Here is a 23,097-nt window from a genome sequence, read left to right as displayed (position 1 = left end):
TTCGGGTTCACCGAAGGCGCTTGATTTGCGGCGCCGCAGGCAGATGAATTGCTAAAGTCTGCAGCGCTTTAGGTGGCGCTGGTGGAGAGTTCGGGCGCTCCGATGGGGAGCCGCTGCCCGTGCGTCGGAAGACATTATGGGAGCGCGAGGGGGTAACCCCCTCGCCTTATCTTTTCTTGCCCCCCTTCCATTTGCAGGAATCCCTCACAATCGCTAAGGCACCCGGCGATATGACCGAAAAGCGCGACTTCCGACCGACCGTCTTCCTGCCGAAGACCGATTTCCCCATGAAGGCGGGCCTCCCCCAGAAGGAGCCCGGCATTCTGAAGGGCTGGCAGGATCAGGATTTGTACCGCAAGCTGCGGGACACCCGCGCGGGTCGCGAGAAGTTCATTCTGCATGACGGCCCGCCCTATGCGAATGGCAACATTCACGTCGGCCATGCGCTGAACCACATCCTGAAGGACATGGTTGTCCGCACCCAGAGCCTGCTGGGCAAGGACGCGCCCTATGTGCCCGGTTGGGACTGCCACGGCCTGCCCATCGAGTGGAAGGTCGAGGAAGAGTACCGCAAGAAGAAGCGCAACAAGGATGAGGTTCCCGCCAAGGAATTCCGCGCCGAATGCCGCGCCTATGCCCGCCAGTGGGTCGATGCCCAGCGCGAGCAGCTCAAGCGCCTTGGCGTGAATGCCGATTGGGATCACCCCTATCTGACGATGGATTTCGCCGCCGAGGCGGGCATCGTGGCCGAACTGCTGAAATTCGCCGAGAGCGGCCAGCTCTATCGCGGCGCCAAGCCGGTGATGTGGTCGCCGGTGGAAAAGACCGCTCTGGCCGAGGCCGAGGTCGAGTATGAGGACATTGTGTCCACGCAGATCGATGTGGCCTTCGAGATCACGGACTCGCCGGTGGCCGAGCTGGTTGGCGCCTACGCGGTGATCTGGACGACCACGCCCTGGACGATCCCGGCCAATCAGGCTTTGGCCTATGGGCCGGAGGTTGAGTACACCGCATTCCGCGATGCTGACTCTGGTCGCGTTTTCCTGATCGGCTCTGAACTGGAAGATGGTTTCTTCCAGCGCTTCTCCGCTGCTCATGAAGCTGCTTCGCTGACTGCCGTGTGGACCGGCAAGGGCGCAGACCTCGCCGGAACCGTTGCCCGCCACCCGATGGCCGCGCAGTTCCCCGAGAGCGCCTTCTTCACCAAGCCCCGCCCCTTCCTCGCTGGTGATTTCGTCACCACCGATTCCGGCACGGGCCTCGTCCATATGGCGCCCGACCATGGCGAGGATGACTTCCTGCTCTGCAAGGCGCACGGCATCGAGCCGGTCTTCGCGGTCGAGGGCGATGGCAAGTATCGTGCGAACTGGGAATGGCTGGGCGGCGAAGGCTCGGTCATCAACCCCAAGTTCAACGCGCCCGATGGCCCGATCTGCACCGCTCTGCGTGAAGCGGGCGGCCTGCTGGCGGCCTCTGCCGACTACAAGCATTCCTACCCGCATTCGTGGCGCTCGAAGGCCAAGGTGATCTTCCGCTGCACCCCGCAGTGGTTCGTCCCCATGGACCGCGCCGAAGCTGGCGAAAAGACCCTGCGCGAAAAGGCCGTGCAGGCCATAGCCGACACGCGCTTCGTCCCCGAAAAGGGCCGCAACCGCATCGGCGCCATGGTCGAAGGCCGCCCGGACTGGGTGCTGAGCCGCCAGCGCGCCTGGGGCGTGCCGATCACGCTCTTCGTGGACCGCAAGACCGGCCAGTATCTCAGCGACCCGGCCGTCAACGCCCGCATCATCGAGGGCATCAAGGCCGAGGGCGTCGATGCCTGGGACGAGGAGCGCGCCCAGCAGTACCTCGGCGCCAACTACGATCTGGCCGATTACGAGCGCGTCACCGACATTCTCGACGTGTGGTTCGATTCGGGCAGCACCCATGCCTTTGTGCTGGAATCGGGCCGCTGGCCTGACCTGCTGCGCCCCGAAGGCTACAAGGGCCCGCATGCCGACCTGTACCTGGAAGGCAGTGACCAGCATCGCGGCTGGTTCCAGTCCTCGCTGCTGGAAGGCTGCGCCACGCGCGGCCATGCGCCTTACAAGGCCATCCTGACTCACGGCTTCACCATGGATGCCAAGGGTCACAAGATGTCCAAGTCGCTGGGCAACACCGTCGACCCGCTCAAGGTGATGGAGACCTATGGCGCGGACATCGTGCGCCTCTGGGCCCTCTCGGTCGATTACACCGAGGATCACCGCATCGGTGACGAGATCCTCAAGGGCATCGCTGACCAGTATCGCAAGCTGCGCAACACCTTCCGCTACCTGCTGGGCGCGCTGGACGGTTTTTCGGACGCCGAGAAGCTGCCGGTCGAGCAGATGCCCGAGCTGGAGCGCTATGTGCTGGCCCTGCTGGCGCAGCTGGATGGCACGCTGAAGCAGGCCACCGTCGATTTCGATTTCAACGCCTATGTCCGCGCACTGGTCGATTTCTGCAACGAGGATCTGTCGGCCTTCTTCTTCGATATCCGCAAGGATTCGCTCTACTGCGACGCCGCGGATGACGTGAAGCGCCGCGCCTATCGCACCGTGCTGGACATGCTGTTCCACGCGCTGATCCGCTATGCCGCGCCGGTTCTGGTGTTTACGGCGGAAGAGGTGTGGCAGTCGCGCTTTGCTGGCGAGAGCGTCCACCTGCTGGAATGGCCCACCATCCCCGCAGCCACGCTGGATGCCGAGCGCTGGACCGCGCTGCGCGCCCTGCGCGCCGAGGCGCTGGCCGCCATCGAGCCGCTGCGCCGTGACAAGACCCTCGGTTCCTCGCTGGAGGCCGAAGTCACCGTCCCCGCCGATGCGCCTGAAGCCGATCTGGCCGAGCTGTTCATCAGCGCCGCCGTCACGCGCGGAGATGTCCTGTCGGTCACCCGTACCGACAAGCACAAATGCGGTCGCTGCTGGCGACACCTGCCCGAAGTGGCCGAAGATGGCGATCTCTGTTCACGCTGCGATCATGTCGTCTCCGCCATGGACGCTGCAGAATGAGTTTGCTTTCGCGCAACCGCCTGTTGGGCCTGGGCGTTGCCGCCCTGACCTTTGCCGCCGATCAGGCGGTGAAGTGGGCTGTCGTGCACCCGATCGGCCTGCCGGCGATCCATGATCACAACATCGACAGCATCAACTGGAACCCCGCCGTTCCCGATCTGCCGCTCATCCCCTTCTTCGGCCTGAGCTGGCAGCAGAACCCGGGCGTCTCGCTCGGCCTGTTCACCGCCGGGTCGGACGGGGCACGCTGGGCGCTTGTCGCCATGACCGCCCTGATCGCCGGTTTCGTCACCGTCTGGCTGCTGCGCGAAAAGCGCTTCGCTGACACGGCGGCGCTGGGCATGATTCTCGGCGGCGCCCTTGGCAACATCCGTGACCGTGCTGCCCTTGGCTATGTCGTTGATTATGCGGATCTGCACTTCGGCGCCATCCGTCCCTTCCTCATTTTCAACCTGGCGGATGCCGCCATCACCATCGGCGTCCTGATTATCCTTGCCCGATCCTTCCTTTCAGGCGAAAAGCGCGCCACTCGGCCACAGGATCAGGCCAACACCGCGACGGAGAGCTGACACACATGCGCAAGTCCACCGCCATTCTGCTGGCGAGCGCCATCACCCTGACGCTGTCGGGCTGCACCGATCGTCTCTTCGCGCGCGTGCGCCCCGATGAATTCGCGGTGCAGCGCCAGGCCCCGCTCTACATTCCGCCAGACTTCTCGCTGACGCCGCCGCAGCCCGGCGCGCCCCGCCCCGCCAGCCGTTCGAGCCAGCAGGATGCCCTCGCTGCCATGTTCGGCGGCGAAGCCGGCAAGAGCCCGGTCGAGAACGCAACCCTGCGCAAGGCCGGCGAACCCGAAGCGGGCATCCGCTCCACCGCCGCAGACCCCAAGACCAACGCCGTCGACAAGGGCGACATCACCCGCGACATCATCGCGGCGCCCGAAGGCAACGGTCGCGAGGCGCAGACGACCACGGCCAAGTAAGGCTTCGGTCTCTGGCTCACACAGCCGCCTGCGAGGGATGCCTCGCGGGCGGTTTTGTGTTTTCCGGGGTTGGGAAGAAAAGAGAAGATGCGAGGGCCATCGCCCTCGCGCTCCCTTTACTGTCTGCGTGGCGCATAGGGTTCGGCGGCAGAGCAAACGTCGCGGCGCCGATCCCATGGCCGCATGATTCGATTGCCTGCGGCGCCTTGGGTGGTGCTGGTGGAGAGCTTAGGCGCCGCGATGGGGAACCACCGCCCCATCGTCGGAAGACGTTATGGGAGCGCGAGGGCCCGGAGCATGTCTCTTGAGACATGCGACCAACAAGGACTCCCCCCTCGCATCTTCCCTTTTTACTCTTCCATCACTTCAGCCACGACAATCTTGCTGACCAGCAGCTTGTCGATTTTCCGCCCATCCATATCGACGATCTCGAACCGCCACCCGGGCACTTCGAACACATCGCCCTCATCGGGAAACCGCTTCATCACGGAGAGCGCAAACCCAGCCGTCGTCGCGTAATCGCGATGCTCGGGCAGATCCAGCCCAAGGCGGCGGCTCAGGGCATCGGCGGGCAAGGCGCCCGAAATCAGCAGGCTGCCATCCTCGCGCTCGATCACCATCGGGCCTTCGCCATCGTCCTGATGGCTCACGAAATTCCCGACGATGGCGGAGAGCAGGTCGGCGGGGGTGACGATGCCTTCCAGATGCCCGTATTCGTCATGCACCAGCGCCATGGAAATGCCCGACTGCTGGAGGATGCGCAGCGCGTCCATGGCGTCGAGCTGATCGGGGATGATCTCGGCCTTCTTCATCAGGCGGCGCAGGCTCAGCGTGCGGCCGGAGAGCAGCACGGCCAGAATCTGGCGCACCTTGGCCACGCCGAGGATCGTGTCGGGCGAACCGTCGCCGATGGGCATGATCGAGTGCGGGCTGGCGGCGATCCGCTCACGCACGGCGGTTTCGCTGGCGTTGACGTCGATCCAGTCCATCTGGTTGCGGGGCGTCATCACCTCGCGCACGGGGCGACCGGCGAGGCGCATGATGCCGGTCATGATCTCGCGCTCATCCTCCTCGATCACGCCGGAGCGGGTGGCCTCGGCGAACATCAGGTGGAGTTCTTCCTCGGTGACGGAGGGCTCGTCGGTGTGCTTCACGCCCAGCAGGCGCAGCACCCCTTGCGAGCTTCGGTCCAGCACCCAGACCAGCGGCGCGGTCCAGCGGGCAAGGCGGGCCATGACGGGCGCGGCGAGGCAGGCGATGGGCTCGGCCATGCGCAGGGCCAGCTGCTTGGGCACCAGCTCGCCCGCGATCAGGCTGACGAAGGTGGTGATGCCCATCACCAGCACCAGCCCGGTCTCATCGGCAAAGCGATGAGGGATGCCCAGCGCTTCCAGCCGCTGCGCGACCGGCGTGCCGAGGCTGGCTTCGGACAGCGCGCCCGTGACCAGCGCGATCAGCGTGATGCCGATCTGTGCGGTGGAGAGCAGCGTGCCGGGGTCTTCGGAGAGGGCGAGGGCCGCGCGTGCGCCGCGCCGCCCGCGCTCCACCAGAAGTTTGAGCCGGGCCGGGCGGGCCGATACGATTGCCAGTTCCGACATCGAGAACAGGCCGTTCAAAACGACCAGCCCCGCGATCATCAACAGGTCTGTCCAGGGAAAGGGTGTCACAATAATCCCACCTTAACAGCTTTCCTTTCGCGCGCGAAGGGGCATTACCACGCGAAGCGATTGCAAGAATTCACATGTCCGATGGTTCATAACTCTCTGGTCAAGCTGTCGTTCACCAAAAACGCATGATACGAGTTGCGACATTCGAGACGTCGCACAGGGAGATCGCATCCATGCTCACCAAGTCACGCGCAGCTGTTGGCGCTTTGGCCGCCCTCTCGCTGATGACGGCGGGCTGCGTCACCGATCCCAACACCGGGCACAAGAAAGTCTCGCGCGCGGCCATCGGTGCGGGTGCGGGCGTTGTGGGCGGCATTCTGATCGGCGGGCTGATCGGCGGCGGCACGGGCCGCATCATCGGCGCGGGGATCGGCGGCATTGTGGGCGGCTCGATCGGCTATGCCAAGGACAAGCAGATCCGCGACCTGCGCGAGAAGACCGCCGGCACCGGCGTCAACATCAGCCAGACCGACGATGGCCGCGCCATTCTGGTCAACCTGCCCGATGGCGTCACTTTCGACAGCGACAGCTATGCCCTGCAGCCCCAGTTCCGCCCCACGCTGGACAAGATCGCGCAGAGCATGAACGATTATCCCAACAGCCTGATCGATGTTTACGGTCATACGGACAGCACCGGCACGCCGCAGCACAATCAGGTGCTTTCGGAAAACCGGGCGCGCACCGTGGCCGATTATCTCTCGATCCGGGGCGTAAGCGCGGCGCGCGTGCGCGCTCAGGGCTTTGGCGCCACCATGCCCGTGGCCGACAATGCCACGCCTGAGGGCAAGGCCCGCAACCGCCGCGTGGAAATCAAGATCGTGCCGATCACGCAGGATCAGGTGCGGGCGGCCCGCGCTCAGGGCGGGAACTGAGGCTGGCGGCGGGGGCTTCACAAGGCTGATCCCCCGCGCCTGAACTTTTTGCGGGCCGCGTATCCTTTCGCACCTTCCTTGCGTAATAGCTTGTGAAGGAGATGCAGGATGCAGGATATCACGCTCCACACATCGCGGCGCCATATGCTGGCCGGCCTGGCGCTCGGCGTTTCGGCCATGGCTTGTGGTTTTCGGCTCTGGCCGCAGCAGGCGCAGGCCGCCACGGCCAGCTACCCGGTCCATTACACCGATGCGGAATGGAAACAGCGGCTGACAGCTCAGCAGTTTGCTGTGCTGCGCCAGCAATCGACGGAATATCCCTACACCTCGCCGCTGTTGAAGGAGCATCGCAAGGGCACCTTCCTCTGCGTGGCCGACGGGAATCCGCTGTTTTCCTCTGACACGAAGTTCGAGAGCGGGACCGGCTGGCCCAGCTTCTACAAGCCCCTGCCCGGCGCGATCCTCACCAGCACCGATCATGAACTCGGCTATGCCCGTACCGAGGTGCATTGCAGCCACTGTGGCGGACATCTGGGCCATGTCTTCGATGATGGCCCCCGGCCCACGGGGCTGCGCTATTGCATGAATGGCGTGGCGATGGTGTTCAAGCCCGCTTAGCTTGTTCTGTCGATGCGGGCCGGATCGGGGCTTCAGACCATGATTCGCCCGCACCGCCGCGAATCGACGTTACCGCCGCGTTCACCTTGCTATCGCCTGCAAAACCGGCGTTTTCGGGCGCATGTCCGGCCTTTCTTCATCATTGCTTAGGCATTTTCCTTCAGGCCTGTCGCAGGGGTCCCGAGAGGGGCGATGTGGCAAGGTTTGGTATGAGCAGCGACCGACAGCAAGCAGTGGATGTGGCGATCATCGGCGCCGGGCCAGCAGGCCTGACGGCAGGCTATCTGCTGACCAAGGCCGGCTACACCGTCTCCATCATCGAGAAGGACCCGCGCTATGTCGGCGGCATCAGCCGCACGGTGGAGCATGAGGGATACCGCTTCGACATCGGCGGCCATCGCTTCTTCTCGAAATCGCAGCAGGTCGTGGATCTGTGGAACGAGATCCTGCCCGACGATTTCATCCAGCGCCCGCGCATGAGCCGCATCTATTACGAGGGCCGCTTCTACTCCTATCCGCTGCGCGCCTTTGAGGCCTTGCGCAATCTGGGCCTGTGGCGCTCCACCCTGTGCATGGCCAGTTTCGCGCTGGCCAAGGCCTTCCCGCGCAAGGAAGTCAAAAGCTTTGAGGACTGGACGATCAACCAGTTCGGCCAGAAGCTCTATTCCATCTTCTTCAAGACCTACACCGAGAAGGTCTGGGGCATGCCCTGCGACACGATGAGCGCCGACTGGGCCGCCCAGCGCATCAAGGGACTGTCGCTGGGCAAGGCGGTGCTGGACGGGTTCAAGCGCAGTCTGGGTCTGAACAAAAAGCCCAACGATGGCATGGCCACCAAGACGCTGCTGGAAAGCTTCCGCTATCCGCGCCTTGGCCCGGGCATGATGTGGGAAGAGGCCGCGCGCAAGATCGAGGCGACCGGTTTCGGCAGCATCCTGATGGGCCATGGGCTGAAGCAGCTTTCACAGGATGCGCAGGGCCTGTGGCACCTCACCGCCAGCCATGATGGCGGCGAGAGCGTGATCGCGGCGCGCCATGTGATCTCCAGCGCGCCAATGCGCGAGCTGGCAGGGCGTATCCACCCCCTGCCCGTCAGCCTGCCCGAGGCCATGGAGCTGAAATACCGCGACTTCCTGACCGTGGCCCTGAAGATCCGCAGCGAGGACCTCTTCCCCGACAACTGGATCTACATCCACGATTCCAAGGTGCAGGTGGGCCGCATCCAGAACTTCCGCAGTTGGTCGCCGGAAATGGTGCCCGACGCGACGGTGGCCTGCGTCGGTCTGGAATATTTCTGCTTTGAAGGCGATGGCCTGTGGTCGATGGCGGATGACGATCTGGTCGCGCTGGCCACGCGGGAAATGCAGGTGCTTGGTCTGGTGAACCCCGATCAGGTGATCGGCGGCGCCGTGGTCCGTCAGGAAAAGGCCTATCCGGTCTATGATGAGACCTATGCGGCCCATGTGGCGGCGATGCGCGATGATCTGGAAGCGCGCTTCCCCACGCTGCATATGGTGGGTCGCAACGGCATGCATCGCTACAACAATCAGGACCACGCCATGATGACCGCCATGCTGACGGTGGAGAACATCAAGGCGGGCAAGCGGCTCTACGATATCTGGTGCGTCAACGAAGACGCCGAATATCACGAGGCAGGCGATGAGGGCGCCCAGACCCGGCTTCCTGAAACGCGCGCCGTCACGCCCGATCAGGCGGCTGCTCTGGGCTCTTTGCGCGATGTGCCGGCACGCGTCGGCGCTGGCCTGCCGAAAACGCGCGCGGCCTGACCGCAGAGCGATGCGCGCCGTGCTGAGCCACGCTTTTCCGCGCTATCTGGGCGCCAGCCTTCTGGCGCTGGGTGTCGATATGGGGTGCTATCTGCTGTTGCTGCGGCTGACTCTGGCCGCCGCGCCCGCTGCGGCCCTGTCCTATGCGCTGGGCATTGCCGCGCATTGGTTCCTCTCCAGCCGGGCGGTCTTCGCGCAGCATCTGGCGCAGGCCGGAGCCGACAGGCTGAGGCAGCAGGCGCTGTTCGTCGCCTCGGCGCTGCTGGGTCTTGCCGTGACGGTGCTGATCGTGGGGGCGGGCAGCCGCGCCGGTCTCGATCCGCGCCTGGCCAAGGGTATCGCTGTGGCGGCTTCCTTTGCCGCGACCTATAGTCTGCGCAACCGGCTGGTTTTCGCGCCCCGTCTGGCGGATTGAGAGACTTCCCGTGAAACAGGTCCCCCTGAAACCGGCTGGCGATCAGGCATCGCGCGGCGGCCTGCCTTTGGCCGGACAATGGCCCGCTTTTCTCGCCAGGCTGATCCCGGCTTTCCTGCTGGTCGCGGCCCTGCTGCTGCTGACCAACATCCGCGCCATCATCGAGCATCGCTTCCCCGACCCCGACGATGCCTTGCGCCTGCTGGAGGTGCGTGACTGGCTGGGCGGGCAGGGCTGGTTCGATCTCACCCAGCACCGGCTTGATCCGCTGCATGGCGGGGTGGTGATGCATTGGTCGCGGCTGGTCGATATGCCGCTGGCGGGGACGATTCTGCTGCTGCGCCCTCTGCTGGGCGCTGACGGGGCGGAACTTGCGGCGCGCATTCTGGTGCCGATGCTGACGCTGGGCGTGGTCATGGCGCTGCTGGCGCGCATCGCCTGGCTGCGGCTGGGCGCGCGGGGCACCACCATGACCTGCTTGCTGCTGATGATGAGCCCGCCTTTCGTGACCCAGATCCTGCCGATGCGGATCGACCATCACGGCTGGCAGGTGGCCTGCGCCGTGCTGGCGCTGAGCGGCTTGCTGGCCCGGCGCATCGCACTGGGGGCATGGCTGGCGGGTCTGGGCATGGCGGCCAGTCTGGAAATCAGCGTGGAAGGATTGCCGCTTGCCGCGATCTTCGCGGCGGTGGGTGCCTTGCGCTGGTTCCGCAATGAGCCGGGGCGTTTCTGGCTGGCCCATTATATGGCGGCGCTGGCATCGGGATCGTTGCTGCTGTTCAGCCTGCTGCGCGGCTTTGGCGATCTGGCCCAGCATTGCGACCAGATGTCACCCGTCCAGCTGACTGTGCTGAGCGTGGCCGCGCTGGGCAGTGTGGCGGCAACCGCCCTTGGGCAGCGTTGGCCGATCTGGGGCAGGGTGGTGGTGCTGGGCGCGCTGGGGGCAGTGGCCGGGGCGCTCTATCTGGGCATGGCGCCGCAATGTCGTTCCGGCAGCTTCGATATGCTGAGCCCTACGGTTCGGCATATGTGGTACGATCAGGTCGCCGAAGGGCTGCCGATCTGGCAACAGTTCCCGGTATGGTCGCTTCAGATCTGCCTCCCGCCGCTGTTTGCGTTTTTCTCTCTTTGGTGTCTGATCCGCGAAGGCCATGGCGCCATGCGCCTGTTCTGGCGTGACTATGCGCTTGTGCTGGCAGGGGCACAGGCAGTGGCCTTGCTGGTGGTACGCGCAGCCTCTTTATCGTCGGCTCTGACAGCGATACCTTTGGCCTGGTTGGTGCTGCGCTGGTTCAATCGAGCCCAAGATTCTGCTGTCTTGCCTCGTATCGGCTGGTTTGTGGCCATAGCTTTGGCGGTGGAACCCAGCGCTCCATTTACGCTCTACGGTCAATCCAGTCAGCAAGGAAACACTGAGAGGACAGGGATTTACACGAATCGGCCGCCCGGCACAGAGGCTGCGTCTGGGAACCAGCTAGTATGGTCGGTATGGACTTGCCACATTGATGAAAGCGCTCATGCGCTCAGTGAACAACCATCAGGTCTCATTCTGGCAGGTCTCGATATTGCGCCTGAACTGTTGGTCGCCACGCATCATACTGCGCTGGCCAGCGGCCATCATCGTGGTGCGCGTGCCATGGACACCGTAATTCACGCCTTCCTTTCCCCGCTCAATCAAGCTCATGCCATCATACGCGGCCAGAAGGCCCAGTATGTCGCGCTCTGTCCGCTGACTGCTGAAAGTGCCATCTATGCCCGTGTCGCGCCGCAAGGTCTGGCCGGGCAATTGCTGGCCGGTCATGTGCCGGGCTGGCTGGCGCCGCTGCCCGGGCCGCAGGATGCGCGGCTGAAAGTCTGGCGCGTGGTGCGCTAGAGCCCTTTCAGGCTCGAAAAAGGCCCGGAAAAAAGAGCGTTTTGGCTCATCGCGAAAAGGCTCTAGACTGGCCGCGATGGAGAGAATGACCGAAGGTTGGCGGCCTACACAAGGCTCGCCCCAAGCATCGCGCGCGCAGATCGGATTGGCCTGCCTCGGCTGGCTGGTGGGGCTGTTGCTGTGCTTCCTGCTGGCCAGCAGCCTGAGCCCCCATGGCGGGCAGGGCATCGCGGGGGCCTATGTGCTCATGCAGGACCGCTGGCTGCTGGTCATGGCGCTTGGTGTGACGCTGCTTTCGGCCCTGACGGCCCTGCTGGCGCGATCCCGCTTCAGGCCGCGCGGCATGGCCTTCTCCCCAAGGGCGGTGATTGCGCTGACTCTGCTGGCGATGGTCGCAGCGGTGGTCGGGCGGCACTGGCTGCTGCTCGATTACGACCTCTCCCGCGATGAGCAGATGGCGACATTCGACGCCTGGATCTACGCCCATGGCCACCTTGCCTGGCCGCTGCCGCCAGAGTGGCGCGTCGATTTTCCGATGCTCAACACCCTCTTCATGCTACCGGTGGGCAGGCCGGTGGCGTGGATTTCGGCCTATCTGCCGGGCCATACCGGGCTGCGCGCGCTGATCGGACTGATCGCACCGAACTGGCTGGGCGGCCCCGCCTTCACCGGACCGCTGATGCTGGGCGCCTCGCTCTGGCTGCTGTGGAGCATCGCTCGCACCATGCTGACCCGCGAAGGCGCCAGCGTGGCCCTGCTGATGCTGCTGCTTTCAGGCCAGTCGTTGTTCGCCAGCATGAGCGCCTTTGCCATGCCCGCGCATCTGGCGGTGAATCTGCTGTGGTTGCGGCTGTTTCTGGCAAACCGCCCCCGCACCGATGTTGCTGCGCTGGCCGTGGGCTTCTTCGGCACCGGCCTGCACCAGCCGCTGTTCCATCCCATGTTCGTCGCCCCGTGGCTGGCCCTGCTGCTGGTGCGCGGCGAGTGGCGGCGGCTGGGGCTCTATGTCGTGGTCTATGGCGCCATCGGCCTGTTCTGGCTGGCCTGGCCGCATGTGACTCACAGTCTGATCTGGGGCCCGGGCAGCTTCGAGAGCGATGTTGGCACCAGCTATCTCTCGCGCCTGCTCGATCTCCTCGCCCAGAACGAGCACAACCTCTCCATGATGAGCGCCAATCTGCTGCGCTTCACCCTGTGGAACCACCTCGCCCTGATCCCGCTGGCCGCGCTGGGCGCCGGTCTGGCCTTGCGCGATGGCCGCGTCGGGGCGCTGCTGGCCGGGTTGCTCTTGCCGGTGATCGTGATGGGCATCATCCTGCCCTACCAGGGCTATGGTTTCGGCTATCGCTATATGCATGGCCTGCTGGGCAATGCCGCCCTGCTCGCCGGTTTCGGCTGGCAGCGGCTGACGCCATGGCACACCCGCCTGCGCCCTGCTCTGGCGGTGGCGAGTCTGGGCACGCTGGCGCTGATGGTGGCGCAGGGCACGCTGACACACCGCCTCTACGCGACTTTCTCCCACGAAAATGATGCGATCAACGCCTCGGGCGCCGATTACACCATCATCGGCGGCAATGATGGCGCCTTCGCGCTGGACCTGATCCTCAATCGACCCGACCTTTCCAACCGCCCCCTGCGCCTCTCCATCTGGGAGATCGACGACGCCGATGCCCTCGCCGCGCGGTTGTGCCGGGGCGGGGGGAAGAGCATCGCTCTGCCTCAGGATTCGTTCTTCGCGCAGGAGGACGCGCTGTTCGGTCGTCCGGCCAGCGGAGAAGCCAACCAGCGGTTTGCGGAGACGGCTGAGGCTTTCAAGGGGGCAGGGTGTGGGGTGAAGGTTTTGAAGTGAGAAAAAGCGAGGGTGGGAGTCGTTGTTGGTCGCATCTCTCAAGAGAGATGCTCCGGGCCCTCGCGCTCCCGGAACGACTTCCGACGCAAGGGCAGTGGTTCCCGATCCAAGCGCCCAACCGCTCCACCTGCGCTACCTGAGGCGCCGCAGGCATCAATTCCCGCCTGCGGCGCAGCAAACTGAGCGCATGGCCGAACCTGATGCGCAACGTAGACATTCATGGGAGCGCGAGGGGATAATCCCCTCGCATTCACCCCTTCAAATCTTCCTGCCAAACAATGGAACAACCCGCCCAGCTTCAGCTACCATTCAACAGCAACACGGCCTATACCCGCGAAATTGCCGATGAAACGCCAAGGAGCCTGCCCATGAACCGCCTTCTTCTCGCCGCCAGCACTGTTCTGGCCGGGGCTCTGGGGCTGGGCGGGCTGGCTTCGCCCGCGATGGCGCAGGGCTCGGACGGCAGCCGGGTCAACATGGTCATCGTCTATGGTGACGACAAATGCCCGGAAACCAACGATCAGGACATCGTGGTCTGCGCCCGCAAGGAAGAGGCCGAGCGCTATCGCATCCCCGAGCCCTTCCGCAATCCGGGCAGCACCAACAACACCTCCTGGACCGAACGCGTGAAGAGCTACGAAATGGTCGGCGCCACCGGCCCGATGAGCTGCTCGCCGGTGGGCGCAGGCGGCTGGACGGGCTGCGCCAACCAGTTCGTGCACAACGCTTATCTTGAGAAAAAGCTGGGCAGCGATGTCGCCTTCTCGAAGATGATTCAGGACGCGCGGGCCGAGCGCGAATCGCATGTCGATGCCGATGCTGCCGCGACCCAGTCGGCGGTGGAGAAGGAAGAAAAGGCTTACGACGAGCGCCAGCGCGCCAAGGCCGAGGCGGATGAGGCGGCGAAGGCTGCGGGTAAGTAAGCAAGGATTGAAGCAGGGGGCGTTACGCCCCCTGCACCCCCATTACGTCTCCCGACGCAATGGCAGGGATGACACATCGGAACGCGCAAACGTTCCACCTGCGCTGCGCAGTGCAGAGCGCCGCAGGCAATCGAATCTCAAATCGATAGACTGTGTTGGCAAAGCTGCCTGCGGCGCAGCGACGTTAGCTCTGTGGCCGAACCCGATGCGCAATGTAGACAGTAACGGGAGCGCGAGGGGGTAACCCCCTCGCACCTATCCCTTCATCTTCTTAAACCAGCGAAATATCCGGAGCATCTTCCTGCTTCATGCCGACCAGATTGTACCCGGCATCGACATGATGGATCTCGCCGGTCACGCCCGAGGCCAGATCCGACAGGAAGTACAAAGCCGACCCGCCCACATCCTCGATCGTCACGTTACGACGCAGCGGCGAGTTCAGCTCGTTCCACTTCATGATGTAGGAGAAATCGCCGATGCCGCGCGCGGCCAGCGTCTGGATCGGCCCGGCGGAGATCGCGTTGACGCGGATGTTCTCCGGCCCGCAATCGTTCGCCAGATACTTCACGCTGGTTTCCAGAGCGGCCTTGGCCACGCCCATCACATTGTAGTGGGGCACAACCTTCTCGGCGCCGTAATAGGTCAGCGTCAGGATCGAGCCGCCGCTGGGCATCATCTCACGCGCGCGCTTGGTCACGGCCACCAGCGAGTAGGCCGAAATGTTCATCGTCATCAGGAAGTTGTCGAGCGTGGTGTCGTAGTAACGCCCGCGCAGCTGGGTCTTGTCCGAGAAGCCGATGGCGTGGACGACGAAATCGATCGTCTCCCAGCGGGCCTTCAGCTCGTCGAAGGCCTTGTCCAGCGCGTCCATATCGGCCACGTCGCAATCGATCAGAAAATCGCTGCCCAGCTGTTCGGCCAGCGGGCGCACGCGCTTGGCAAGGGCATCGCCCTGGTAGGAGAAGGCCAGCTCGGCACCCTGTTCGTGCAGCTTTTTGGCGATGCCCCATGCCAGCGACTTGTCATTGGCCAGCCCCATGATCAGGCCGCGCTTGCCCTGCATCAATCCGCTCATTCTTAATCTTCCCTGCGTTACTCTATCCGTCCGCGCCGGGCGCGGTCGTCTGACTGTCCGATCATGTCGCGCTCTGCCGGCAAGGCCAGCGCCGCGTTCAACTCGGCTCCTGTAACGATCCCTAAGCCGACCAGCCAGAAAAAGAAAAGCGAGATCATCACACCGGCAAGGCTGCCGTAGGTAAGGTCGTATTTAAGCAACACTCGCAGCAGCACGGGAAGCACGGTGCTGACCACGCCCCACCATAGCGTCACCAGCGCGGCGCCGGGCCATTTGGGGTAGACGCGGCGGCGATAATGGCCGGGCGCCAGCATGTAGAACAGCAGATACATCGCGCCGAAGAGGATGGCTGCGGGCAGCAGGCGGGCGATGGGCATCTGGATCAGCTTGAGCCCATGCTGCGCCAGCGGGGTGAGCCGCTCGGTGACGATCGAGGCGCTGGCATCCATCGCCACCTGCAGATAGAGCGAGAGCAGTAGTGCGATCACCGCCAGCATCACCAGCCCGCCGCCCAGCAGGCGATAATGCCAGAAGGGCTGGGTGGCCTGCATGCCATAGGCGCGGCGCAGGATGTCGCGGATGGTCTCGATCAGGCTGGAGACGGTCCACAGCGCCACAAGCGCGCCCGCCCACAGCAGCCAGCCCTTGCGCGCCTCGATCACGCCGCTGGCCACCGGCTCCAGCGCCTGGCGGACGACATGGGGCAGGGCGGTCATGAAGGCATGGACCGAGGCGGCGCGCTCACGCTGTTCGCCGATCATCGAGAAGACGGCGGACATGACGATGAAGAAGGGAAACAGCGTCAGCATCGTCATATAGGCAAGGTTGCCGGCGTGGATGAAGCCGTCATTCCAGACGCCCGCCACCACGCGGCGGATCACCTCCATACCGTTGGGGCCGACGCGGCGCTCCACCGATTGCAGGTGATCCGACAAGGAGCGCCCCCCGCTACTGGCCCCGTTGCTGACCCCACCACGAGCATCGCTGCCGGCATCGGAGGTGTCGTGGCGTGGGGTCATACCGGTTTTAAAGCCCGAAGCGGGCCCGCGGTTCCTGCGGATCGGCCCAGCCTTCCAGCCTTGCGGCCAGATCCTGCGCCGCCGGACTGTCGGGCGCGGGCAGGGCGATGTCCAGCCGCACCAGCTGATCGCCGCGCGTGCCATCCTTGCGCACAAAGCCCTTGCCCTTCAGGCGCAGCACGCGGCCCGAGGAGGAACCGGGCGCCACGGTCAGCACCACCGCGCCTTCCACCGTGGGCACCTTCACCTTGGCGCCCGCCAAAGCCTCGGCCAGCGAGACGGGCAGGTCGAGCAGCACATTGTCGCCATCGCGCTTGAACCAGGGATGCGCCTGGATGGTGACGGTGATGATGGCATCGCCCGCGCCGCCCGGCCCCTGCTGGCCCTTGCCCGCGAGGCGGATCTGCATCCCCTCTTCCACGCCCTTGGGCAGCTTCACATCGATGGGCTTGCCGTCGGACAGCGTCAGCCGCTGGCTGGTGCCCAGCGCGGCATCGGGCAGCGAGACGGCCAGACGATAGGCCATATTCCCGCCACGCGGCGCCTGACGCTGCTGGCCGCCGGCAAAGCCGCCGCCACCGCCGCCGAAACCGCCACGCCCACCAAACAGCCCGTCGAACATATTGCCGAGGTCGATCCCCTCGGCCCCCGCGCCAAAACCGCCGAAGCCGCCGAAATCCTCAGGGCGAAAACCGCCATGGCCCGCGCCGCCGCCGCCGCCGAAGCCGCCATAGGCCGGATTGCCGTCGCCATCGATCTCGCCCCGGTCGAAACGGGCGCGCTTGTCCTTGTCGGACAGCAGATCATAGGCGGAGGTCACGTCACTGAACCGCTCCGCCGCGCGCGGATTGTCCTTGTTGGTATCCGGGTGCAGCTCTTTGGCCAGCTTGCGATAAGCGGACTTGATGTCCTTCTCGCTGGCGTTGCGGGCCACGCCCAGCGTTGCGTAAGGGTCTTTTGCCATAAAGCCCTAGCTAGGAGCGTGAAGGCCAAGCTGCAAGATAGCGCGTTGTGGAATGGGCCTTTCTGCCTTTCCATGCCGGAGCCACCCGTTTAATGCGAGGCCTCAAGGGGCACAGGTGGACGCCGGGGGCTCCGCCGCAACAGGAAGACACAGCGTGGACGCCAGCCAGCACCAGAGCGAACAGGGCGAGGAAATCGCCCGGGACAACCCTTTCACCCTGTTCGACCAGTGGTTCGCTCTCGCCGCAGAGCGCGAACCCGCCGATCCTGAAGCCGTGGCTTTGGCCACCTCCACGCCCGATGGCTTTCCCTCGGTGCGGATGGTGCTGCTCAAGGATCACGGGCCGGATTTGCTGGGGCCGGACGGCGGTTTTGTCTTCTACACCAACACCCACAGCCGCAAGGGCGGCGAGCTGCTGGCCAATCCCAAGGCCGCGATGCTGTTCCACTGGAAGAGCCTGCGCCGCCAGATCCGCATCGAGGGCACGATTACCCAGGTGCCCGACGCCATGGCCGACGCCTATTTCGCCAGCCGCAGCCGCGATTCGCAGCTGGGTGCGCTGGCCAGTGACCAGTCGGCGCCGCTGCCATCGCGCGCGACTTTCCTTGCTGACATCGCCAAGGTGACCGCGCGCCATCTGATCGGCCCCGTGCCGCGCCCGCCTCACTGGACCGGTTTCTGCCTGACCCCTACCGCCATCGAATTCTGGATGGACCGCGCCTTCCGCCTCCACGAACGCCGCCGCTTCACCCGTGTAAACGGCGGCTGGACCAGCAGCCTGCTCTATCCATGAGCGAGACCCACGATCCCGCAGCGCTGAACCGCAGCGCCGCGCTGGCCTCGATCACCATGGCCAGCGTGCTGGTGGCGATCAAGGGCTATGGCGCATGGTCCACCGGCTCGGCGGCGATGCTGGGCAGTCTGGCCGATACGGCGCTCGATCTGGTGGCCTCGGTGGCGACGCTGGCGGGCGTCTGGGTGGCGGGCCAACCGGCGGACGACAACCACCGCTTCGGCCACGGCAAGGCCGAGGCGCTGTCCGCCCTGTTTCAGGTGGTGCTGATCGGCGTTTCCGCCGTGGTGCTGGCGATTCACTCGGTGCAGCAGCTGTTTGCAGGCGGCCGCAGCGAGCAGGCGGGCGAGGGCATCATCGTCTCTGCGGTGGCGATCGTTGGCACGCTGGCCCTGCTGGCGTGGCAGCGCCATGTGCTGGCGCGCACGCGCTCCATCGCCATTGCCACCGACCATCTGCACTATCAGTCGGATCTGATCCTCAACATCGCGGTGATCGTTGCGCTGGCGCTGGACCAATATGCCGGTTTCACCCGCGCCGATCCGCTGTTTGGTCTGGGCATCGCCCTGTGGCTGGGCTGGGGCGCGTGGAAGGCCAGTCAGGAAGCCATCGAGCAGCTGATGGACCACGAATGGCCCGAGGACAAAAAGGCCCGTTTTATCGAGGTGCTGGCCATGCATCCCGAACTGCGCGGCGTCCACGATCTGCGCACCCGCACCAGTGGCAATCAGGATTTCGTGCAGTTCCATGTGTGGGTCGACGGGAACATGACGGTGACTCACGCCCATAAGGTGATGGACGAGATCGAGGCCAAGCTGAAAACGCATTTCCCCGATGTGGAAATCCTGATTCACCCCGATCCGGAAGGCCATGTGGGGCAAAGCGGGGAAATGGCCGAGGATATTCTGAAGGGGATTTGAAGGGAGAAGATGCGAGGGGCCTAGAGCATGTCTCTTGAGACATGCAACCAACAAAACGCCCCCTCGCGCTCCCATGACGTCTTCCGACGAAGCGGCAGCGGTGCACGATCCTTGCGCTCAGGCTATCCATCTGCGCCACTAAAGGCGCCGCAGGCTTTACTTTCCTGCCTGCAACCTTGCTCTGCCGCCGAACCCGAAGCGCAACGCAGACACTAAAGGGAGCGCGAGGGTTATGACCCTCGCATTCCACCCTTCAAAACCTTCAATCCTCAGACCCGACATAAAGCGCCACGATATCCCCCAACCGGGCCATCAGGGGCACGCGCTCCTGCGTGGAGGATTTGCCCAGCCGCACCACCGTCAGCTGCTGATCGGGCGAGACCAGAATATACTGCCCCAGATGCCCGATCGCCGCGAAGAGGTTCTTCGGCGCGCGCCCCGGAAGCAACTCGCTATGCCCATCCACCTGCGGGCGGTTCAGCCAGATCTGCGCGCCATAGCCCGGATTGCGCGGCGAGGGGGTGGTCATGAAGCTCACCCAGTCGCTCGGCACGATGCGGGCGCCCTGCACGGTGCCGCCCTGACGCAGAAACTCGCCGAACTTGGCCCAGTCACGCGCGGTGGCGTGGATCATGCTGCCGCCCTCCAGCGTGCCCGCCGCGTCATATTCCGCCACCGCCGAATGCATGCCCAAAGGCTCGAACAGGCGGGTGTGGAGATAATCGGCCATGGTCTCGCGGCGGATGCGCGGATCGCGGCTGTCGGTCAGGGCGCGGGTGGCGATGTCGGAGAGGATGATCGCCGTTGCGGTGGAATAGACCCAGGTGCTGCCGGGCTCATGCTCCAGCGGCTGGGCCTCGGCATAGGCGGCCATATCGTCACGCCCGTCGGTGAAAAGCATGCGGACGGTGTCTGTATCGCGCACCGGATCGCCCGATTCGCGGTGGCGCAGGCCGGAGCGCATCTGGAGCAGCTGGCGCAGCGTGATCTCGCCGCGCGGATCGCCGGGGCGCTGCCACGCGGGCACGGGGAGCGATTCGTCGAGCCGCAGCCGCCCATCGGCCACCAGCAGGCCGACCAGCACGCCCGTCACGCTTTTCGACATCGACCAGCCGATCAGCCGCGTGTCCGGGCCATAGCCGGGGGCATAGCGTTCGGCCACGATGCGGCCCTTGTACATCACCAGCACCGCGCGGGTTTCGCCCAGATCACGCTCTGTGAACAGGGCGTCCACGGCGCGGGCCAGAGCCTCTCGCGGGGCGCCGGGGTGATCGTTCACCGCCGCCAGCGCCTCGGGCGGCAGCGGCGCCTGCCCCTGTGAATGGCACGCCATCAGGGCTGGCAGCAGCGCCAGCGGCGCGATAAGGGACATCCAAGATCGAGGGCGCATCACCATGGGCCCCACCCCATGCGCAAGGCCAGAGCCAATGGCAACCATAAAGCCCAGACATATCACCCTCCTGGCCCAGATCACCCGAATCCTGCGCCGCCTGAGCCAATGGCGCCCCGATGTCACCCAGCTGTGGCGCGGCTGGACGGGGCGAATCATCGCGCTGCTTCTGGTGATCGGTCTGGCGGTGCTGGCATGGTTCTGGCCCTCGGTTCACGGCAATGCGGTGACGGGTGCATCGGTGGGTGCGCGCGTGGCCTGCGCCTGTCACTTCATCGAAGGACGCCCGCTGAGCCAGTGCCGCGACGATTTCGAGCCGGGCATGGGCATGGTGACCATTTCCAGCGATGAGACTGCGAAGAGCGTGACGGCGCGGGTGTTGCTGCTTTCCCGCCAGACCGCGACTTTGAAGCCGGGCGCGGGGTGTGTTCTGGAAGCTTGGGGGAGTTAAAAAAGGAAATGCGAGGGGGTTACCCCCTCGCGCTCCCATTCCGTCTTCCGGCTCATGGGCAGTGGCGCCCGATCCTTGCGCTTGACCTCTCCACCTGCGCCACCTCAGGCGCCGCAGGCTTTAAAAGCCACTTCCTGCCTGCGGCGCTGCGACGTTAGCCCTAAGGCCGAACCCGTGGCGCGACGTAGACATTAAAGGGAGCGCGAGGGTTATGACCCTCGCATTCACTTCTTCAGTTCTTCATCGTCTCATCGATCCACCCGCCACCGACAACGCGGTCCCCGGCATAGATCACTGCCGCTTGCCCCGGCGCCACACCATATTCGGGCGTCTGGAAGCGGATCACCGTATCGGCCCCATCGCCCAGAGGCCTGTCCAGCACCACCGGCACCGGCTTGGCCAGAGAGCGAACCTTGGCCGTCAGGGCCACACCCTCGGGCAGAGGCCCGATGCGGTTCGTCTCCGTAATCCGCGCCGCGCCCACCGCCAGCATCGCGCGCGGGCCGACCAGCACCTGCGACTGGCCCGCATCGATGCCCACCACATAAAGCGGCTCGGCCTGACCGCCGATTTCCAGACCCCGGCGCTGGCCGACGGTGTAGTGGATCACGCCCTTATGCTGACCCAGAGTCGCACCGGTTTCGGCATGGACGATGGCGCCGCCCGTGTCCGCATCGGGGCGGATTTTGCGTACGACGCTGGCGTAGTCGCCATCGGGCACGAAGCAGATGTCTTGCGAATCCGGCTTGGCGGCGACGCGCAGGCCGAACTGCTCGGCCAGATCGCGCACCTGCGTCTTGGGCAGGCCGCCCAGCGGGAAGCGCAGGTAATCCAGCTGCGCCTGCGTGGTGGCATAGAGGAAGTACGACTGGTCACGCGCGGGATCGAGGGCACGGTGTAGCTCGGACCCGCCCGGGCCCATCACGCGGCGCACATAGTGGCCGGTGGCGAGGCAATCGGCGCCAAGGTCGCGGGCCATGGCGAAGAGGTCGGTGAACTTGGGCCCCATGTTGCAGCGGATGCAGGGGATGGGGGTGCGCCCCTCCATATAGTCATTGGCGAAACCCTCGACCACCGATTCACGGAAGGAGGATTCATGGTCGAAGACATAATGCGCAATGCCGAGCCGGTCGGCCACGGCGCGGGCGTCGCGGATGTCGTCTCCGGCGCAGCAGGCGCCCTTGCGTTTCACCGCCTCGCCATGGTCGTAGAGCTGGAGGGTGATGCCGATCACCTCGGCGCCGCTTTGCGCGGCCAGAGCGGCCACCACCGAGGAGTCGACTCCGCCTGACATGGCCACAACGATGCGGCGCGCGTTAAACGGCTGGGAAAGCTGGAAGATTTCGCCATGGTCGAGCGAAAGGGTGCTGGTGGGGGCGTTCATGGCCGCTCCCATACACCCAAGCGGCATTTTTCGCAAAAAGCGGCGGTTTTCTGCCGGAAATGGCGGTGGAGCGGCAGGGGAATGCCGCCAAATCTTGCCGTTTGGCAAGGAAGGTTGTTCGGCGTTAACCATTCTCAAACAAGTGTAAAGCGCGCTTTGACATCGTCTTTACCAAGGCAGGTTAGAAGGCTGCCTATGGATATGACATTCGATTCCAAAACATGGGCAGATCTGTCCGGCGATTCGGGACTGGCGCGTCGCCTTTTTCCCGCCCGCCTCGACTGGTCCGAGCTGGCCGCACGGCTGGCGGCGGCCCATGCTTTTCAGCGCCACGGCGGCGTTGAGGCCGAGTTCGGCGGCGGGGAAGGGGGCTTCATGTTCCCTTCCGCCTCGGGCAGCTTTCATGAGCCCACGGCGCGGGCGCTGGCCGGGTTTACATCTGAATCATCAGCCGGGCCGCCCGGCTGGAGCGAGGCGGCGGCTAACCGGCTGACGGGGAACGCAGCCTTGGGCCGGGAGGAGGGAAAAGTGTCACAGACCGTTAACCCTACCTCTTCAGCCGATCGCAAAAACACATCTGGCAAAGATATGACTGTTGCCGGCCTCTTCCCTTCCGGCAATCGAGGACTGAAATGATCGAGAACCAAAAGATCCGTCCGGCCATGGTGATCGGGCCACTCGGCGAGCCGCTGACCATCGAGTCACTGCCGCCAGCATCGACCACGCGTTGGGTTGTGCGCCGCAAGGCAGAGGTGGTGGCGGCCGTCAATGGCGGGTTGCTGACCATCGACGAGGTCTGTGAACGCTACAGCCTGACGCTGGAGGAATTCGCGTCCTGGCAGCGGGCGGTGGACCGTTCGGGCATGCAGGGCCTGCGCGTGACGCGCATCCAGCACTACCGCGATCTCTACGAGCGCCAGCAGAAGTACTGAATCCCTTTATCCAAAGGGAGGAACAGGCATGAGGCGGGTGCGGGGCGACAGGTCCCCGCACCCGCCTCTTGCGTTTGGGGCCGTTGCGTTGAGGGCTTTGCCGAAAGCCCGTCGCTAACCGCTTTACCAGAGTGCCTTAGTCATGTAATACGCC

General features: G+C 64.8%; 21 protein-coding genes. 15 read left to right on the top strand and 6 right to left on the bottom strand.

Annotation, left to right across the window (positions count from 1 at the left end; all coding sequences use genetic code 11):
- The first annotated feature begins 230 nt into the window (after positions 1-230).
- From ileS to HGK27_RS17730, 3 genes are read left to right on the top strand one after another with little or no spacing between them, the layout of a single operon-like run.
- Entirely contained in the window at positions 231-3,029 is a 2,799-nt protein-coding gene (ileS, locus tag HGK27_RS17740) for an isoleucine--tRNA ligase (protein WP_206242302.1), read from the top strand.
- On the top strand, positions 3,026-3,598 hold the full coding sequence (gene lspA, locus HGK27_RS17735) for a signal peptidase II (protein WP_206242300.1): 573 nt from the start codon (positions 3,026-3,028) through the stop codon (positions 3,596-3,598). The genes ileS and lspA overlap by 4 nt, the downstream gene beginning before the upstream one ends.
- Positions 3,599-3,603: 5 nt before the next feature.
- Positions 3,604-4,011, top strand: coding sequence for a DUF3035 domain-containing protein (locus HGK27_RS17730; RefSeq protein WP_206242298.1), 408 nt, complete (start codon positions 3,604-3,606; stop codon positions 4,009-4,011).
- Between the two features lie 350 nt (positions 4,012-4,361).
- On the opposite strand, the gene HGK27_RS17725 is transcribed toward HGK27_RS17730, so the two are convergent.
- Positions 4,362-5,678, bottom strand: a complete 1,317-nt coding sequence (locus tag HGK27_RS17725) for a hemolysin family protein (protein WP_206242296.1) — start codon at positions 5,676-5,678, stop codon at positions 4,362-4,364.
- 173 nt (positions 5,679-5,851) lie between these two features.
- Here HGK27_RS17725 and HGK27_RS17720 point away from each other — a divergent pair, with 173 nt between their 5' ends.
- From HGK27_RS17720 to HGK27_RS17690, 7 genes are all read left to right on the top strand, one after another.
- The gene (locus HGK27_RS17720; protein WP_206242294.1) at positions 5,852-6,550 is read left to right on the top strand and encodes an OmpA family protein; all 699 of its coding nucleotides are present in this window, start codon (positions 5,852-5,854) and stop codon (positions 6,548-6,550) included.
- Positions 6,551-6,658: 108 nt separating this feature from the next.
- Positions 6,659-7,168, top strand: coding sequence for a peptide-methionine (R)-S-oxide reductase MsrB (gene msrB / locus HGK27_RS17715; RefSeq protein WP_206242292.1), 510 nt, complete (start codon positions 6,659-6,661; stop codon positions 7,166-7,168).
- 209 nt (positions 7,169-7,377) lie between these two features.
- Entirely contained in the window at positions 7,378-8,955 is a 1,578-nt protein-coding gene (locus HGK27_RS17710) for an NAD(P)/FAD-dependent oxidoreductase (RefSeq protein WP_206242290.1), read from the top strand.
- A gap of 19 nt (positions 8,956-8,974) precedes the next feature.
- Positions 8,975-9,370 carry a GtrA family protein gene (locus HGK27_RS17705; protein ID WP_241127280.1) on the top strand — a complete coding sequence of 132 codons (396 nt, stop codon included), beginning with the start codon at positions 8,975-8,977 and terminating at the stop codon, positions 9,368-9,370.
- Between the two features lie 10 nt (positions 9,371-9,380).
- Entirely contained in the window at positions 9,381-11,243 is a 1,863-nt protein-coding gene (locus HGK27_RS17700; protein WP_206242285.1) for a hypothetical protein, read from the top strand.
- 85 nt (positions 11,244-11,328) lie between these two features.
- Positions 11,329-13,092, top strand: a complete 1,764-nt coding sequence (locus HGK27_RS17695) for a hypothetical protein (RefSeq protein WP_206242283.1) — start codon at positions 11,329-11,331, stop codon at positions 13,090-13,092.
- 368 nt (positions 13,093-13,460) lie between these two features.
- Positions 13,461-14,015: a hypothetical protein gene (locus tag HGK27_RS17690; RefSeq protein WP_206242281.1), complete on the top strand. Its 555-nt coding sequence runs from the start codon at positions 13,461-13,463 to the stop codon at positions 14,013-14,015.
- Between the two features lie 271 nt (positions 14,016-14,286).
- On the opposite strand, the gene fabI is transcribed toward HGK27_RS17690, so the two are convergent.
- From fabI to HGK27_RS17675, 3 genes are all read right to left on the bottom strand, one after another.
- Positions 14,287-15,090, bottom strand: a complete 804-nt coding sequence (gene fabI, locus HGK27_RS17685) for an enoyl-ACP reductase FabI (RefSeq protein WP_206242279.1) — start codon at positions 15,088-15,090, stop codon at positions 14,287-14,289.
- 17 nt (positions 15,091-15,107) lie between these two features.
- Positions 15,108-16,025 (bottom strand): YihY/virulence factor BrkB family protein, encoded by a 918-nt coding sequence (locus tag HGK27_RS17680; protein WP_241127279.1) that lies wholly within the window; start codon positions 16,023-16,025, stop codon positions 15,108-15,110.
- A gap of 91 nt (positions 16,026-16,116) precedes the next feature.
- Positions 16,117-17,073 (bottom strand): DnaJ C-terminal domain-containing protein, encoded by a 957-nt coding sequence (locus HGK27_RS17675; protein WP_206242278.1) that lies wholly within the window; start codon positions 17,071-17,073, stop codon positions 16,117-16,119.
- A gap of 154 nt (positions 17,074-17,227) precedes the next feature.
- On the opposite strand from HGK27_RS17675, the gene pdxH reads away from it, so the two are divergent.
- On the top strand, positions 17,228-17,866 hold the full coding sequence (pdxH, locus tag HGK27_RS17670) for a pyridoxamine 5'-phosphate oxidase (protein ID WP_241127278.1): 639 nt from the start codon (positions 17,228-17,230) through the stop codon (positions 17,864-17,866).
- A complete protein-coding gene (locus HGK27_RS17665) occupies positions 17,863-18,786 on the top strand; it encodes a cation diffusion facilitator family transporter (protein WP_206242274.1) in 924 nt (307 codons plus the stop codon). The genes pdxH and HGK27_RS17665 overlap by 4 nt, the downstream gene beginning before the upstream one ends.
- Before the next feature lie 262 nt (positions 18,787-19,048).
- Here the strand turns inward: HGK27_RS17665 and HGK27_RS17660 are convergent, their stop codons facing one another.
- Entirely contained in the window at positions 19,049-20,158 is a 1,110-nt protein-coding gene (locus tag HGK27_RS17660; protein ID WP_241127277.1) for a serine hydrolase domain-containing protein, read from the bottom strand.
- A 55-nt stretch (positions 20,159-20,213) separates the two neighbouring features.
- On the opposite strand from HGK27_RS17660, the gene HGK27_RS17655 reads away from it, so the two are divergent.
- Positions 20,214-20,627, top strand: a complete 414-nt coding sequence (locus HGK27_RS17655; RefSeq protein ID WP_241127275.1) for a hypothetical protein — start codon at positions 20,214-20,216, stop codon at positions 20,625-20,627.
- A gap of 232 nt (positions 20,628-20,859) precedes the next feature.
- Here the strand turns inward: HGK27_RS17655 and mnmA are convergent, their stop codons facing one another.
- Entirely contained in the window at positions 20,860-22,011 is a 1,152-nt protein-coding gene (gene mnmA, locus HGK27_RS17650) for a tRNA 2-thiouridine(34) synthase MnmA (RefSeq protein ID WP_206242270.1), read from the bottom strand.
- Positions 22,012-22,206: 195 nt separating this feature from the next.
- On the opposite strand from mnmA, the gene HGK27_RS17645 reads away from it, so the two are divergent.
- Entirely contained in the window at positions 22,207-22,647 is a 441-nt protein-coding gene (locus HGK27_RS17645) for a hypothetical protein (RefSeq protein WP_206242268.1), read from the top strand.
- Entirely contained in the window at positions 22,644-22,943 is a 300-nt protein-coding gene (gene sciP, locus HGK27_RS17640; RefSeq protein ID WP_068088725.1) for a CtrA inhibitor SciP, read from the top strand. Before HGK27_RS17645 ends, sciP begins: the two co-directional genes overlap by 4 nt.
- The last annotated feature ends 154 nt before the right edge of the window (positions 22,944-23,097 follow it).

It is taken from the genome of Novosphingobium terrae, from assembly GCF_017163935.1.
Classification (GTDB): domain Bacteria; phylum Pseudomonadota; class Alphaproteobacteria; order Sphingomonadales; family Sphingomonadaceae; genus Novosphingobium; species Novosphingobium terrae.
This window is presented reverse-complemented; position numbering and strand designations above follow the sequence as displayed.